At 73.7% G+C, this 14,868-nt stretch carries 13 protein-coding genes; 9 read left to right on the top strand and 4 right to left on the bottom strand.

Annotated features, from left to right (window positions below; translation table 11 throughout):
• The first annotated feature begins 126 nt into the window (after positions 1 to 126).
• Positions 127 to 396, top strand: a complete 270-nt coding sequence (locus tag ACGFIG_RS07720) for a hypothetical protein (RefSeq protein WP_393000313.1) — start codon at positions 127 to 129, stop codon at positions 394 to 396.
• A gap of 45 nt (positions 397 to 441) precedes the next feature.
• Here ACGFIG_RS07720 and ACGFIG_RS07715 read toward each other — a convergent pair whose 3' ends face one another.
• A complete protein-coding gene (locus ACGFIG_RS07715; protein WP_393000311.1) occupies positions 442 to 1,095 on the bottom strand; it encodes an HNH endonuclease family protein in 654 nt (217 codons plus the stop codon).
• Positions 1,096 to 1,538: 443 nt separating this feature from the next.
• Positions 1,539 to 3,251, bottom strand: a complete 1,713-nt coding sequence (locus ACGFIG_RS07710) for a dolichyl-phosphate-mannose--protein mannosyltransferase (RefSeq protein ID WP_393000309.1) — start codon at positions 3,249 to 3,251, stop codon at positions 1,539 to 1,541.
• Positions 3,252 to 3,317: 66 nt separating this feature from the next.
• Here ACGFIG_RS07710 and rsmI point away from each other — a divergent pair, with 66 nt between their 5' ends.
• Entirely contained in the window at positions 3,318 to 4,184 is an 867-nt protein-coding gene (gene rsmI / locus ACGFIG_RS07705; protein WP_393000307.1) for a 16S rRNA (cytidine(1402)-2'-O)-methyltransferase, read from the top strand.
• Positions 4,185 to 4,397: 213 nt separating this feature from the next.
• Here rsmI and ACGFIG_RS07700 read toward each other — a convergent pair whose 3' ends face one another.
• On the bottom strand, positions 4,398 to 5,345 hold the full coding sequence (locus ACGFIG_RS07700; protein WP_393000305.1) for a hypothetical protein: 948 nt from the start codon (positions 5,343 to 5,345) through the stop codon (positions 4,398 to 4,400).
• 265 nt (positions 5,346 to 5,610) lie between these two features.
• Here ACGFIG_RS07700 and metG point away from each other — a divergent pair, with 265 nt between their 5' ends.
• Positions 5,611 to 7,413 carry a methionine--tRNA ligase gene (metG, locus tag ACGFIG_RS07695; protein WP_393000303.1) on the top strand — a complete coding sequence of 601 codons (1,803 nt, stop codon included), beginning with the start codon at positions 5,611 to 5,613 and terminating at the stop codon, positions 7,411 to 7,413.
• A gap of 137 nt (positions 7,414 to 7,550) precedes the next feature.
• Here metG and ACGFIG_RS07690 read toward each other — a convergent pair whose 3' ends face one another.
• Complete coding sequence (locus ACGFIG_RS07690; protein ID WP_393000301.1) at positions 7,551 to 8,402, bottom strand: alpha/beta fold hydrolase; 852 nt, start codon at positions 8,400 to 8,402, stop codon at positions 7,551 to 7,553.
• A 411-nt stretch (positions 8,403 to 8,813) separates the two neighbouring features.
• Between ACGFIG_RS07690 and ACGFIG_RS07685 the strand changes: the two genes are divergently transcribed.
• The 6 genes from ACGFIG_RS07685 to ACGFIG_RS07660 all read left to right on the top strand — a co-directional run bounded on the left by ACGFIG_RS07685 (position 8,814) and on the right by ACGFIG_RS07660 (position 14,866).
• Positions 8,814 to 9,731, top strand: coding sequence for a TatD family hydrolase (locus tag ACGFIG_RS07685; protein ID WP_393000299.1), 918 nt, complete (start codon positions 8,814 to 8,816; stop codon positions 9,729 to 9,731).
• 51 nt (positions 9,732 to 9,782) lie between these two features.
• On the top strand, positions 9,783 to 10,652 hold the full coding sequence (gene rsmA / locus ACGFIG_RS07680) for a 16S rRNA (adenine(1518)-N(6)/adenine(1519)-N(6))-dimethyltransferase RsmA (protein WP_393000297.1): 870 nt from the start codon (positions 9,783 to 9,785) through the stop codon (positions 10,650 to 10,652).
• A 9-nt stretch (positions 10,653 to 10,661) separates the two neighbouring features.
• On the top strand, positions 10,662 to 11,618 hold the full coding sequence (locus ACGFIG_RS07675) for a 4-(cytidine 5'-diphospho)-2-C-methyl-D-erythritol kinase (protein WP_393000295.1): 957 nt from the start codon (positions 10,662 to 10,664) through the stop codon (positions 11,616 to 11,618).
• A gap of 172 nt (positions 11,619 to 11,790) precedes the next feature.
• The gene (locus tag ACGFIG_RS07670; RefSeq protein ID WP_393000293.1) at positions 11,791 to 13,596 is read left to right on the top strand and encodes an ABC-F family ATP-binding cassette domain-containing protein; all 1,806 of its coding nucleotides are present in this window, start codon (positions 11,791 to 11,793) and stop codon (positions 13,594 to 13,596) included.
• A 113-nt stretch (positions 13,597 to 13,709) separates the two neighbouring features.
• Positions 13,710 to 14,165 (top strand): DUF4383 domain-containing protein, encoded by a 456-nt coding sequence (locus ACGFIG_RS07665; RefSeq protein WP_393000291.1) that lies wholly within the window; start codon positions 13,710 to 13,712, stop codon positions 14,163 to 14,165.
• Between the two features lie 224 nt (positions 14,166 to 14,389).
• The gene (locus ACGFIG_RS07660) at positions 14,390 to 14,866 is read left to right on the top strand and encodes a DUF4383 domain-containing protein (protein ID WP_393000289.1); all 477 of its coding nucleotides are present in this window, start codon (positions 14,390 to 14,392) and stop codon (positions 14,864 to 14,866) included.
• Positions 14,867 to 14,868 lie beyond the last annotated feature (2 nt).

Genomic DNA, 14,868 nt, shown 5'->3' with positions numbered 1-14,868 from the left:
AAGGTACCGCACCGCGTAACGCCGGAGCGTCCTGCGGCGCTGACAGTGCGTCGCCGTGCCGCGGCGATCCACTGTCGAGGACGACCCGCCCGGGGCGGGCCCACGTGAAACCGGAGAGGGAGTGCGATGACCGGTGCTGCGGATTCCTCCGCAACGGGGACGGGCGAGCATGCTCCGCTGGCTCCCGACTGGACCTGCGACACCTGCGGCGCCGACTGGCCGTGCGCGGTGAAGCGGTCCCGGCTGCTGGAGGAGTACCGGGTCGACCGGGCCATGCTCAGCGTCTACCTGGGCTCCTGCCTCGCGGCCGCCGCGCAGGACCTGCCGGCGCCGTCCGGCACCTCCCTCCAGGGCCGGTTCATCGGCTGGCTGCCCCGGAGCCCCCGGATTCCCTGACCCGCGCCCGGGGGCGACACCTCCGTCGTCCCCGGGCGCCGGCGGTCAGTAGGCGTGCGTCACCGTGATCGTGATGTTCGTGCAGGAACTCGCCTGGCTGGTCAACGCGCTCTTCTCGGCGCTGTCGACGGTCAACCGCCACCGGGTCTTCACCGCCGCCCACTCGCCGACGTAGCGGCACTTCTCGTAGGTCGGCAGCCAGGTGGTCGGGTCCTGGTCGCCCTTGGACTGGTTGACGTTGTCGGTCACCGCGACCAGCGACCGGACGTCGCCGAGGTCGTTGGCGAAGGCCTGCCGCCGCGACGTGGTCCAGTTCCGGGCGCCCGAGTCCCACGCCTCGGCCAGCGGCACCATGTGGTCGATGTCCAGGTCGGACGGGTCGGTCCAGGTGGCCGCGTCGTAGTAGGAGCGCCAGCGCCCGCCGGTGAGCTTGCAGCCGGAACCCACCGTGGGCCGGGTGGTGGCCTCGGCGATCAGCACCTCGTACCGGGTGTTGCAGCCGTCGGAGTCCGCGTCGATCCAGTGCGGGAACAGGGTGCGGGAGTAGCCGGTGCGGTTCTCCGTGGCCACCGGCAGGTCGGCGATGAGGGTGCGCAACGGCACCGAGACGGTCGCCGCGTGGGCGGGGGCGGACAGGCCGAGGGTGGCGGCGGTGACGGCGGCCAGCAGGCCGCCGGTCCAGCGGAGGGTACGGGACATCGCGAACTCCGTCCGATCGATCGGGGGTTGGCCGACAGTGCAACCGACCCGGGTGCCGAGGGACCGGACCCGAGATGGCTGGAGAACCAAATCGATCGATACGTTACGGGAATTCGTGGGTCGTGGGAATCGCGCCAGCAGCAACATGTGCCGAACTCGGGGTTCGGTCGGCGGTCGATCCGTACCGTTTGCGCGAGATGACGGACCGTTAAGTGTCGGATGTAAACCATCCGTTCGGTGTCGCGTAGGTCGGAAATCTGACCTAAGTCGACCCGTTGTGTCGGTGGTACGGGGTGGTTAAGCTCTTGATGCGCGCCCCAATCGCCCGCTTCCCCCGTGGCAGGCGATCGGGGCGCGCTTCTACGTCGAACGGGCCCGCACGCCACCGCGTGCGGGCCCGTTTCCCGTGCACCCGCCGCGCGTGACGGGTGCCGTGCCGCGCGTCAGATCCAGCGGCCGTCCAGCCACATCCGCGCCGACCACTCCGCGTACGGCAGCACCTTCCCGACGAAGATCGGATAGAAGTACGCGAAGCAGAGCGCCACCAGCAGGACGTACGCCCCGGCGATCACCCCGCCGACGAGCCTGCGGTCCCGGGCCTCGACCGCTTCCACGGCGGGAGGCCCGGTGTCGCCCGCCCGCGCGGCGACAGTTCCCGGTGGGCCGGCCGGCGTGACGATCGCGCCGAGCACGTAGGTCACCGCCAGCACCAGGAACGGCAGGGCCGGCGCCGTGTAGAAGGAGAACATCGTCCGGCCGTCGAGGGCGAACCAGAACCAGGGCAGCAGGCCGGCCGCCACGACGAGCAGGATCGTCCCCGCCCGCCAGTCCCGCCGGGCCAGGCCCAGCCAGGCCAGCGCCGCCAGGGCGGGCAGGAACGACCACCAGAGCAGGGGGGTGCCGAGCAGCAGGATCTCGGAGGCGCAGCTCGCCGCCCCGCAGGGCCCGTCCGGGGACCAGTGGAAGGCCACCGGCCGGCCCAACAGCAGCCACTGCCACGGCCACGACTGGTACTTGTGCGGCTCGTCGAGGCCCGTGTGGAAGCCGTACGCGGCCTTGTGGTACTCGATCAGGTTGTTGAGCGCGCCGAAGACCGGGGTGTCGCTCAGCGGCGCGTTCGGGTAGCGCTCCGCGAGCCGGTAGTAGCCGTCGTCGCTGAGCAGCCAGCCGGACCAGGTGCCGACGTAGGTGAGCACCATCAGCACCCCGGCCAGCACCAGCCACGGCACCTCGTCGAGGAGGGTGTCCCGCCACGGCCGGCGTACGCCGACGGAGCGGCGTAGGCCGACCTCCCAGAGGATCACCAGCAGCGCGAAGACGGGCAGGAAATAGAGCGCGCTCCACTTGACCGCGCAGGCGCAACCGAACAGGACCCCGGCGGCGAGCCGCCACCAGGGCCAGTTCCGCCAGCCGCCCGCCGGCCGCCCGGCCCGCCCCGGCCGGCCCGGATCCAGGCCGGCCTCCAGCGCCCGGGCCCAGCGGCGCCGCCGGGCGTCCCGGTCGAGCACCAGAGCGCCGAACGCGGCCAGCACGAAGAACAGCAGGAAGATGTCGAGCAGGGCGGTGCGGGACAGCACCAGGTGGAAGCCGTCCAGCGCGAGCAGCAGGCCGGCCGTGCAGCCGAGCACGGTCGAGTGGAACATCCGCCGGCCGATGCGGACCAGCAGCAGCACCGACAGGGTGCCCACGACCGCCGCAGAGAACCGCCAGCCGAACTCCGGCGCGGTGGTCATCAGGTGCCCCGGCGCGGAGATGCCGTGCTCGGCGTCGGAGTAGCCGAAGGCCCACTCGCCGAACCCGATCAGCCACTTGCCCAACGGCGGGTGGACCACGTAGGACGGGCCGTTGTCCTTGAAGTTCCACTCGACGCCCTTTTCGACCAGCGCCCAGCCCTCGCGGGCGTAGTAGGTCTCGTCGAAGATCTTGCCGGGCGGGTGGCTCAGGCCGACGAAGCGCAGGATCGCCGCGATCGCGACGATCACGCCGGTGGCGAGCCAGGAACGCCCGTCCAGCCCGGCCTCGACCGTGGCCAGCCGGCGCCGGACGACACCCGGAACCCCGCCGCCGGAGGTCGGGGACGACCCCTGGGGTGGGCTCCCGTCCGTGGGATCCGGTCCCGCCTGGCCCGCGCTCTGTGCTGTCGACGCACTCGTCACCCGGCGATCGTAGGCTGCGAAGGTGCCCGGCGGCGTCCGTCGTCTCCGAAACCGGTACCTCCGTCGATGAAGGAGTTGCATCTCGTGGGTGAAATGTCCGACAGCGGACGCCTGGTCCTGCTCGGCGCTCCGCTCGGCAACCCCGCCGACGCCTCCGCCCGCTTCCGCGAGGTGCTCGCCGCCGCCGACGTGGTGGCCGCCGAGGACACCCGCCGGCTCACCCGGCTGGCCCGGGACCTCGACGTCACCGTGGGCGGCCGGATCGTCTCCTACTTCGAGGGCAACGAGGAACGGCGCACCCCCGAGCTGGTCGACGTGCTGGCCGCCGGCTACCTGGTCGCCCTGGTCACCGACGGCGGCATGCCGAGCGTCTCCGACCCGGGCTACCGGCTGGTCCGGGCCGCCCTGGACGCCGGCGTGCCGGTCACCGCCGCGCCCGGACCGAGCGCGGTCACCACCGCCCTGGCGCTCTCCGGCCTGCCCTGCGACCGGTTCTGCTTCGAGGGCTTCCTGCCGCGCACCGGCGGTGCCCGCCGATCGCGCCTGCGGGCCCTCGCCGCCGAGGAGCGGACGCTGGTCTTCTTCGAGGCTCCGCACCGGATCGCCGCCGCACTGGCCGACCTCGCCGCCGCGTTCGGCGCCGACCGGCCCGCCGCGCTCTGCCGCGAGCTGACCAAGACGTACGAGGAGATCGTCCGCCGCCCCCTCGGCGAGCTGGCCGACTGGGCGGCCGAGGGGGAGCCGCGCGGCGAGATCACCCTCGTCGTGGCCGGTGCGCCCGAGGCGGCCCCCGAGCGGCCCGACGACGACACGCTGCGGGCCGCCGTCGCCGCCCGGGAGGCCGCCGGACTGTCCCGCCGCGACGCCATCACCGAGGTCGCCTCGGAGTACGCCCTGCGCCGCCGCGACGTCTACTCCGTCGTGCACGCCTGACCACCCGGTCCCGTCCCGTTTCCGTCGTGCACGCCTGACCACCCGGTCCCGCCCCGTTTCCGTCGTGCACTCCTGGCCACCCGGGCTCGCCCCGTTGCTGTCGGCCGGGCAGCCGCTCTGGGGCGTCGGCGCCCCGTGGCGGTCCGGGCTGGGAAGCCTCGCGCCCGGCCGCGTGGCGAGGCGCAGGGGCGGTCGGCGCCCCGACGGGGCGGCTCACCAGGCGGCGACGAGGAAACCCGCGGTGATCATCACTGGGCTGGCCAGCGCGCCGGCCACCGCCCAGCGGCGGAGGCGGGGATCGGCGAACCGGGTCGACCCCGTCCACCGGGCGATCCCGGCGGCGCAGCCCAGCACCGCCAGCAGGCCGAGCAGCCAGCGTAGGTGCGCGGCCGGGCCGGTGTCCGCGTACGCGGTGCCGCCCTGCGGGCCGGTCATCCGGGCCGGCAGCGTCGTGCCGGTCGCGGTGCGCTCCGCGGCCACCCCGCTCACCCGTACGCCGTACGCGGTCCACGTCTCGTCGGCCGGCGCGAAGTTGCCCCGGCAGCGCTGAGTGAGCCCGCCCCCGGTGCAGTCGGCGATCACCACCGTGCCCCGGGTGGCGTGCCCCACCGCCAGCCAGAACGGGCCGGCGCTGACCCAGGCGAAGAACGCGGCCACCAGGCTCAGCGCCAGCAGCACGGCCAGCCCGGGCAGCGGATCGGGCGGACGCGGGGTGCGCCGCAGCCGTCGCCGTGCCGCAGCGTCCCGCGCCGACCGCTGCCGCTCGTGCGGCGGCTCCTCCCGGATCGGCGTGCCGTCCCAGTGCACCAACTCGATCGGCGGCCAGTACGCGCCGTCGCCGCCGTCGGGACCAGCCCCGTCCCCGCCGTCGGGTGGTCCGCCCCCGTCCCCGCCGCCGGGGGTGCGGACGCCGGCCGCCCCGCGCCCGTCGTCCCCGCCCGTCGGCGTACGCCCGCCGTCGTTCTCGTCGGGTTCGACGCCGGCCGGGGCGCGGCCCCGGCGGGGCCAGCGGTTCGGCTGCCGGACGGGCACCCGGCGGGGCAGGGCGTCCACCGGCGCCCCGGTCGTGGGCTCCACCTCGACGGCGGGCGCGGGGGACGGCGGCGCCGCAGCCTCGGCGGAGAACTCGGGCGGCGGCTCCGGCGGCCCAGTGGGCGCCACCACCCGGGGGTGCGGCGCGACCGTGCCGCGCTGCCCCCTCGCCGCGCCCCCGTCCGTCGGGCCGGAGGGACGATCGTCACGATCCCGGGCCGCTCGTCTGCCAGTCACGACGCTCATTGCACCCCGCCACCCGGACGTCGGCCCGCAGCTCAGGCCGCGTGTCGCCGACAAATCGGGCAAAAAGCGGACCCGGTGCGGCCGGACCGCCGACGCGGGACCCTATTGATTCGCGGTCACCGCGAGCGGGTCACTAGGCTTGCTGGTCATGAGTCACGTTCTCGCGGCGGTCGCGTGGCCGTACGCCAACGGCCCGCGCCACATCGGCCACGTCTCCGGTTTCGGCGTTCCCTCCGACGTCTTCAGCCGGTACATGCGGATGGCCGGGCACGACGTGCTCATGGTCTCGGGCACCGACGAGCACGGCACCCCGATCCAGGTGCAGGCGGACGCCGACGGGGTCACCCCGCGCGAGCTGGCCGACCGCTACAACCGGGTGATCGTGGAGGACCTGCACGGCCTCGGGCTCTCCTACGACCTGTTCACCCGCACCACCACCCGCAACCACTACGCGGTCGTGCAGGAGCTGTTCGAGGGGATGTACCGCAACGGCTACATCGTCCCGAAGACCACGATGGGGGCGATCTCCCCGTCCACCGGCCGGACGCTGCCCGACCGCTACATCGAGGGCACCTGCCCGATCTGCGGCTACGACAGCGCCCGCGGTGACCAGTGCGACAACTGCGGCAACCAGCTCGACCCGATCGACCTGATCGACCCGAAGTCGCGGATCAACGGGGAGACCCCGAAGTTCGTCGAGACCGAGCACTTCTTCCTCGACCTGCCGGCCCTGGCCGACGTGCTGCGGCAGTGGCTCGACACCCGCGAGGGCTGGCGGCCCAACGTGCTGCGCTTCTCGAAGAACCTGCTCGACGACCTCCAGCCCCGGGCCATCACCCGCGACCTGGAATGGGGCGTGCCGATCCCGCTCGACGGCTGGCGGGACCGCCCCGACAAGCGCATCTACGTCTGGTTCGACGCGGTGATCGGCTACCTGTCCGCCTCCATCGAGTGGGCCCGCCGCTCCGGCGACCCCGACGCCTGGCGCAGGTGGTGGTCCGCCGACGGGGAGGGGAAGGACGCCCGCGCCTACTACTTCATGGGCAAGGACAACATCGTCTTCCACTCGGTGATCTGGCCGGCGCTGCTCTCCGGCTACTCGGGCGAGGGCAGCCGCGACGGCGAGCCGGGCCGGCTGGGCCGGCTCAACCTGCCCACCGAGGTGGTTTCCAGCGAGTACCTGACCATGGAGGGGAAGAAGTTCTCCTCCTCCCGCCGGGTCGTCATCTACGTCCGCGACTTTCTGGAGCGCTACGACGCCGACGCGCTGCGCTACTTCATCGCCGCCGCAGGCCCGGAAAGCAACGACACCGACTTCACCTGGGCCGAGTTCCTCCGCCGCAACAACGACGAGCTGGTCGCCGGCTGGGGCAACCTGGTCAACCGGTCCATCTCGATGGCGGCGAAGAACTTCGGCGCGATCCCGCCCGTCGACCCGGCCGGCCTCACCGAGGCCGACGAGGCGCTGCTCGCCGTCGCCCGCGCCGGCTTCGCCACCGTCGGCGACCTCATCGCCCGGCACCGGCAGAAGCAGGCCATCGGCGAGGCGATGCGGGTCGTCGCCGAGGCCAACCGGTACCTCTCCGAGCAGGCGCCGTGGAAGCTCAAGGGCGAGGACGACAAGCCCCGGATGGGCACCATCCTGCACGTCGTCCTCCAGGTGGTCAGCGACGCCAACACGCTGCTCACCCCGTTCCTGCCGCACTCCGCGCAGCAGGTGCACGAGCTGCTCGGCGGCACCGGCGTGCACGCCCCGATGCCCGTCATCGAGGAGGTCGAGGATCTCGACGGCGGGCCCGCGTACCCGGTGTTGACCGGCGACTACTCGGTCGGCGCGCGCTGGGCGTCCGTGCCGCTGGAGGCCGGCCGGCCGCTGGCCGCGCCCAAGCCGGTCTTCCGCAAGCTCGACCCGTCGATCGTCGACGAGGAACTGGCCCGCCTCGCCGGCTGACGGCCCGCCCCTGGGATGCCGACGGGCGCGACCTCCGTATGGGGGCCGCGCCCGTCGCCGTCGTACGCCCGTCGTCGCCGCGCCCGCCCGGGCGGAGGCGGCTGGCAGCGCCGGGCGGACCGGGCGCCGGTGGCGTGTCAGGCCCGGGCCATCGCCGGCGCGCCGATGAAGTCCATGATGCTGCGGTTCACCTCGGCCGGGTTCGTCCACGGGATGCCGTGCGGCGCGCCCTTCAGGGTGACCAGCTGGCTGCCGGGCAGCATCGGCTGCAACCGCTGACCGGTCGCCGGGTACGGCAGCACCGCGTCGGCGTCGCCCTGCACGATCAGCACCGGCACGTCGATGCGGGACACGTCGCCCCGGAAGTCGGTCTGCCACGCGTCCACGCTGTCGTGGGTGCCCTTCGCCGAGGCGCGCGTGCCGATCTCCCAGTGCGCCCGGAACGCCTCCTCGCTGACCAGCCTGCCCTTGTTCTCCTGGTAGTTGAAGAACGCCTCGCAGAAGGTGGTGAGATAGGCGAACCGGTCGTCGATGATGGCCTGCTGGAAGCCCTGGAAGACACTCTTCTCGACGCCCTCCGGGTCGTCCGAGGCCTTCAGCAGGTACGGCGCGAGCGGGGCCAGCAGCACCGCCCGGTCCACCCGCTGCGAGCCGTACACGCCCAGGTAGCGGGTCACCTCGCCGGTGCCCATCGAGTGGCCGACCAGGATGGCGTCGCGCAGGTCCAGCTCGGTCATCAGCACGTCGAGGTCCGCGGCGAAGGTGTCGTACTCGTATCCGGACGCCGGCCGGGCGGAATTGCCGAAACCCCGCCGGTCGTACGTGATCGTCCGGTATCCGGCGGCCAGCAGCGGCCCGACCTGCTTCTCCCAGGTCGACCCGTCGAACGGGAAGCCGTGGATCAGCACGATCGGCTGGCCGGCGCCGTGATCCTCGTAGTACAGGTCGACGGGGGCGGAGTTCTCCATCCCCACGGTGATGAAAGGCATGCGCGTCTCCTCGCCACGTGACGTCCGGACGACCGCGCGTTCCCGCCCCTACCGGTGTTATGCCGCCGTGGGAGCGTGCCGAACCTGTTCAGAGCGCGTACGGCAGGTCCACCACCCGGTCGCCGGTGACCTCGGCCGCGGGCGCCACCGTCTCGGCCACCGCCTCGTACTCGCGTGGCCCCGGGCCGGGTCACCCACTCGAAACCGGGTGCCCGCTCGGCACTGAACAGCTCGTACGCCGCGCCCCGGGCGATCTCCTCCGCCGGGTACACCACGCCCCCGTACGTCACGCGCGGGCCGTGTGCGCTGCTCCGCGGGGTGACGGTCACGCCGACGACGCTGGGCGCGAGACGTGCCGTTGCGGTGAACGGCCGGTGGCGTCCCCGGAACACGGGCCACCGGCGGTGTGTGATGCTGGCCGCGATGAGCGAGCCCACCGAAACCCGCAAGCAGCGCGCCGCCCGCCGGGCCGGGGAGTTCCCGCCCGTGCCCGAGCCGCTGCCCCGCCCCGTGCTGGACAGCCACACGCACCTCGACATCACCGTCAGCGAGGCCGGCGTACCCCCGTGGTCGCCGGCGGACGGTGATCCGGCCGACAGGGATCCGGTCGCCGTGGCCGTGGCCGTCGCCGCCTCGGTGGGCGTCGACCGGCTGGTGCAGGTCGGGGTGGACGTCGCCTCCTCCCGCTGGGGCGCCGACGTGGCCGACGAACACCCGGCCGTGCTGGCCACCGTGGCGCTGCACCCGAACGAGGCGCCCCGCCTGCCCGACCTGGACGAGGCGCTGCGCGGGATCGAGGCGCTCGCCGCCCGGGACCGGGTACGCGGCATCGGCGAGACCGGGATGGACTTCTTCCGCACCGGCGAGGAGGGCCGCGCCGTCCAGGAGGAGAGCTTCCGCGCGCACATCGCCATCGCCAAGCGGTACGGCAAGGCACTGGTCGTCCACGACCGGGACGCGCACGCCGACGTGCTGCGGATCCTCGACGACGAGGGCGCGCCGGAGACCGTGGTGCTGCACTGCTTCTCCGGCGACGCCGACTTCGCCCGCGAGTGCGTCCGCCGGGGCTACCTGCTCAGCTTCGCCGGCACGGTGACCTTCGGCAGCGCGGCCGCCCTGCGCGAGGCCGCCGTGCTGACCCCGGTCGAGCAGATCCTGGTGGAGACCGACGCGCCCTACCTGACGCCGATGCCGCACCGGGGCCGACCGAACGCCTCGTACCTGATCCCGCTGACCGTACGGTCGCTGGCGGAGACGACCGGCACGGACCTGGACGAGCTGTGCGCCACCATCTCCGCCACCGGCGACCGCGTCTTCGGCCCGTGGTGACAGGCAGGGTCCCTTCCGCCCACCCACGCAGGCCCGCATAGGCTACGGGGCGTGACCGGTCTCCTCGGCCCGGCGGAGATCCGGGAACTGGCCGCCCGGCTGGGCGTCACCCCCACCAAGAGGCTCGGCCAGAACTTCGTGCACGACCCGAACACCGTCCGGCGCATCGTCACCGCCGCCGGGCTCACCCCGGACGACGTGGCGCTGGAGGTCGGCCCCGGGCTCGGCTCGCTCACCCTCGCCCTGCTGCCCGCCGCCGCGCACGTACACGCCGTGGAGCTGGACCCGGCGCTGGCCGGCGCGCTGCCGGACACCGCCGCCCGGCACGCCGGGGCCGACGCCGCGCGGCTGACCGTGCACCACGCCGACGCGCTGCGCGTCCGCGCCGCCGAACTGGCCGACCCGGCGCCGACCGCGCTGGTGGCGAACCTGCCCTACAACGTGGCCGTGCCGGTGGTGCTGCACCTGCTCGCCGAACTGCCCAGCCTGCGACACGGGCTGGTGATGGTGCAGAAGGAGGTCGCCGACCGGCTCGTCGCCGGCCCCGGCTCCAAGGTGTACGGCGTGCCGTCGGTCAAGCTCGCCTGGTACGCCTCGTCCCGCGCCGCCGGGAAGGTCCCGCCGAACGTCTTCTGGCCGGTGCCGAACGTCGACTCGGGGCTGGTCGCCTTCACCCGCCGCGAGCCGCCCCGCGTCGACGTACCCCGGGAACGGGTCTTCGCCGTGGTGGACGCGGCCTTCGCGCAGCGCCGCAAGACCCTGCGCGCCGCGCTGGCCGGCTGGGCCGGCGGCGCGGACCGGGCGGCCGACGCGCTCACCGCCGCCGGTGTCGACCCCGGCGCGCGCGGCGAGTCGCTCACCGTCGAGCAGTTCGCCGCCATCGCCGCGTCGGCCCCGGCCGCCCCATCCGCCGCCCAGTAGGCTGACGCCGTGACCGAGGCCTGGGGACCGGACGACGAGGACGAGCAGCGGCGGCGCGGAGCCAGCGGACCGGTGCGGGTACGGGTGCCCGCCAAGGTCAACCTGCACCTCGGGGTGGGACCGCTGCGCCCCGACGGCTACCACGAGCTGAACACCGTCTACCACGCCATCTCCATCCACGACGAGCTGACCGCCCGCCGGGGCGACACGCTCACCCTGACCATGGAGGGCGAGGGCGCCGGCGTACTGGCCCTGGACGACACCAACCTGGCCATCCGGGCGGCCCGCGCCCTCGCCGGCTACGCGGGGGTGCCGCCGCACGCCCGGCTGCACCTGCGCAAGCAGATCCCGCTGGCCGGTGGGCTGGCCGGAGGCAGCGCCGACGCGGCCGCGGCGCTGGTCGCCTGCGACACGCTCTGGGGGACCGGGCTGTCCCGGGACGAACTGGCCCGGATCGCCGCCGACCTCGGCTCCGACGTGCCGTTCCTGATCCACGGCGGCACCGCGCTCGGCACCGGCCGGGGCGAGACGGTCAGCCCCGTGCTGGCCCGCCCCACCACCTGGCACTGGGTGGTCGCCGTGGCCGACAGCGGCCTCTCCACCCCGGTCGCCTACCGGGAACTGGACCGGCTGCGCGCGGCCGGCGCCGCCGGCGAGCCGCTGGGCAGCACCGACGCGCTCTTCGCCGCGCTGCGCCAACGCGACCCCCGGGTCCTCGCCGCGGCGCTCGGCAACGACCTCCAGGACGCCGCCCTGGCCATGCGCCCGTCGCTGGCGGAGACGCTGAAGGCCGGCGAGGCGGCCGGCGCGCTGGCCGGCATCGTCTCCGGTTCGGGACCGACCTGCGTCTTCCTCGCCGCCGACGCCGCCGACGCCGCGCGGATCGCCGCGGAGCTGACCACCGCCGACGTGTGCCGCGAGGCGCGTACGGCCCACGGTCCGGTCCCCGGCGCGCGGATCACCTGACCTGCCCGATCACCCGCACGTCCGGCCCCGACCCGGCTCCGCCGGCGCGGTCGGCGCGAACAGGCGGGAGCCCGCGCCCGGCGGCCGGCGGGACGGTCCGCGTACGCTGGGAGGCTCAGGCGTCCCAGGTGCCGACCGGCACCGGGACGCCTTGACCGTGGGAGGTGAGGTCGTGGCCAACATCGTCAACCTGGACCGGGTGTCCAAGGGCTATGGCGCCGCCGGGCCGCTGCTCACCGACGTCTCGCTCGGCCTCGACGACGCCGACCGGATCGGCGTGGTCGGCCTCAACGGCGCCGGCAAGTCCACCCTGCTGCGGCTGCTCACCCGCATCGAGGAGCCGGACGACGGGCGGGTCACCCACCGCCGCGACCTGCGGGTCGCCTGGCTCCCGCAGACGCTCCAGCTCGCCCCCGAGGCCACCGTCCGGGACGTGGTGCTCGGCACCGCCTGGCTCGGCGAGAGCATGGGCGCCGAGCACGAGTGGGCCGGCGACGCCGGTGTCCGGGCCATCCTCGACGGCCTCGGCATGCCCCACCTCGGCCTCGACCAGCCCGTCGGCCCGATGTCCGGCGGCGAGCGCCGGCGGGTGGCGCTGGCCGCGTTGCTGGTCCGCGAGTCCGACCTGCTCATCCTCGACGAGCCCACCAACCACCTCGACGTCGGCGGTGTCGACTGGCTCGCGAAGTACCTCGTCGGCCGCAAGGGCGCGCTGGTCGTGGTCACCCACGACCGGTGGTTCCTCGACGCCGTCTGCACCACCACGTGGGAGGTCGCGGACCAGACCGTCCGGGCGTACGAGGGCGGCTTCGCCGCGTGGACCCTCGCCCGCGCCGAGCGGGAGCGGGTCGCGGCGGCCACCGAGGCCCGCCGGCAGAACCTGCTCCGCAAGGAGATCGCCTGGCTGCGGCGGGGCCCGCCCGCCCGCACCTCCAAGCCGCGGTTCCGCATCGAGGCCGCCAACGCCCTCATCGCCGACGTCCCGCCGCCGCGCGACACCATGTCGCTGCAACGGCTCGCCACCGCCCGGCTCGGCAAGCAGGTGTACGACCTCGCCGAGGTCACCCTGCACGCCGGCCCGAAGGAGATCCTGCGCGACGTCACCTGGCAGGTCGGCCCCGGCGACCGGATCGCCATCCTCGGGCGCAACGGGGCCGGCAAGACCACCCTGCTGCGGATGCTGGCCGGTGTCACCCGCCCCGACGGCGGGCGCTTCGCCACCGGCTCGACCGTCCGGCCGGCCTTCCTCTCCCAGGAGTTGGCCGAGCTGCCCGGCCACCTGCGCGTGCTCGAAGCGGTCGAGGAGGTCGCCCGGCGGGTGCAGCTCGGCGACCGGGAGGTCTCCGCCGCCCAGCTCGCCGAGGTCTTCGGCTTCGACGACCGGCGCCTCTGGACGCCGGTCAGCGACCTCTCGGGTGGCGAACGCCGCCGCTTGCAGATGCTCCGGCTGCTCGCGGGCGAGCCGAACGTGCTCCTGTTCGACGAGCCCACCAACGACCTGGACACCGACACCCTCGCCGCGCTGGAGGACCTGCTCGACTCCTGGCCCGGCACCGTCATCGTGGCCAGCCACGACCGGTACCTGATCGAGCGGGTCACCGACGTCGCGTACGGGATGTTCGGCGACGGCCGGCTGGTGCACCTGCCCGGCGGCGTCGACGAGTACCTCGCCCGGGCCGCCGGTCGGCCCGAGCCGACGGTGCCGGAGGCTGCCCCCGCGGGCGGTGCCGCCGCCCCCGCCGCGGCCGGCATGTCCGCCGCCGAGGCGCGGCAGGCCCGCAAGGAACTGGCCCGGCTGGAACGGCAGGTCGCCAAGCTGGAACAGAAGGAAGCGACGCTGCTCGATCAGCTCGCCGCGCACGCCACCGACTACGCCAAGGTCGCCGAACTCGACGCCCAGCTCAAGGAACTGCGTGCCGAACGGGAGCGCACCGAGGAGTCCTGGCTGGCCCTGGCCGACGAGATTCCGGCGATCTGAGTCACGTCGCGGTCGCGGCGTCGCACCGGGAGGCCCCCGTGTGCGGCGTCACACCTCGGCGTGCGGGACAATCGTCCCCGACCCCTCACCCGAACGGCGTTGGAGACTCAGACATGGCCCACACCCCCGTCAACCACCCCGCGCGGCCGGTCTACCGGGCGATCGGCGGGCTGACCGGTCTGTACCTGGTGGCCTTCGGCGTGCTCGGCATCGTCGCGAGCGCCGGCAACGAGGTCCTCGCCCAGGATGACACCCAGGTCCTCGGCCAGGGCACGAACCTCGGCTTCTCGCTGCTCAGCGCCCTGCTGGGGGTCGCGGTGCTGGCCGGCACCGCGATCGGCCGCAACATCGACGTCATGATCAACCAGTGGGTGGCGTACGCCATGATGGTGATCAGCCTCGCCGGTCTCGCGTTCATCCAGACCGAGGCCAACATCTTCAACTTCAGCATCTTCACCGTCATCGTGCTGATGGTGCTCAGCCTGGTCCTGCTGATGGTCGGCATGTACGGCAAGGTCGGCACGGACGAGGAGCAGGAGGCCTGGCAGAAGGCCCGGCTCGTGCTCTGAGTGGTTGTGGGGTTTTCGCCGGAGCCCGACCCGCTCCGGGCGGTCAGGCTTGATCCCTGCGCAGGTCGGGCTCCGGCGAAAACCTGTCGTGGTCCCGCTCCGCCCGGCCGTTGCTGCCCGGTGGGGCGGGACCTTCGTAGTTGTGCCTGTCGTCGGGCGTTCGGCGGACGGGCGACCTCTTCCAGGGGACAATCGGGGCGAATGTCCTGACTGGTGGAGGGGTCATGCCGCACTTTCCCGTGAACCATCCGGCGCGGCCGGTCTACCGGGTCCTCGCCGGCCTGGTGGGGCTCTACATCCTGGTCTTCGGGGTCTGGGGCGTCGTCCTGACGGCGGGCGACCCGCTCTTCGACCGGGGCGACGCCTGGGCCCTCGGACTCCGCACCAACCTGGCCTTCTCGCTGGCCTCCGTCGTCTTCGGGATCGTGCTCATCGTCGGGGCGTCACGGCGCGGCAACCTCGGCCACTACATGAACCTCTCCGCCGGGATCGTCTTCCTGGTCACCAGCATCCTCATGATGGCCGTGCTCCAGACCGACGCCAACTTCCTCAACTTCTCGATGTCCACGGTCGTCGTCTCGATGCTCTTCGGCCTGCTCCTGCTCGGCACCGGCCTGTACGACAAGGTCGGCACCGACGAGCACGCCGAGGAGGAGCGCCGGCGCCGGCACCACCCGATCTCCGAGGCGCACGGCCGCTGACG

The organism is Micromonospora sp. NPDC049048 (genome assembly GCF_043197615.1).
Lineage (GTDB): Bacteria > Actinomycetota > Actinomycetes > Mycobacteriales > Micromonosporaceae > Micromonospora.
This window is presented reverse-complemented; position numbering and strand designations above follow the sequence as displayed.

Bases quoted from the DNA above. Each gene is read 5' to 3' on its own strand.
- ACGFIG_RS07665 (WP_393000291.1), top strand. From the start codon at position 13,710: ATGGCCCACACCCCCGTCAACCACCCCGCGCGGCCGGTCTACCGGGCG.
- ACGFIG_RS07690 (WP_393000301.1), bottom strand. From the start codon at position 8,402: ATGCCTTTCATCACCGTGGGGATGGAGAACTCCGCCCCCGTCGACCTG.
- ACGFIG_RS07720 (WP_393000313.1), top strand. From the start codon at position 127: ATGACCGGTGCTGCGGATTCCTCCGCAACGGGGACGGGCGAGCATGCT.
- ACGFIG_RS07685 (WP_393000299.1), top strand. From the start codon at position 8,814: ATGCTGGCCGCGATGAGCGAGCCCACCGAAACCCGCAAGCAGCGCGCC.
- metG (WP_393000303.1), top strand. From the start codon at position 5,611: ATGAGTCACGTTCTCGCGGCGGTCGCGTGGCCGTACGCCAACGGCCCG.
- ACGFIG_RS07660 (WP_393000289.1), top strand. From the start codon at position 14,390: ATGCCGCACTTTCCCGTGAACCATCCGGCGCGGCCGGTCTACCGGGTC.
- ACGFIG_RS07715 (WP_393000311.1), bottom strand. From the start codon at position 1,095: ATGTCCCGTACCCTCCGCTGGACCGGCGGCCTGCTGGCCGCCGTCACC.
- rsmI (WP_393000307.1), top strand. From the start codon at position 3,318: ATGAAGGAGTTGCATCTCGTGGGTGAAATGTCCGACAGCGGACGCCTG.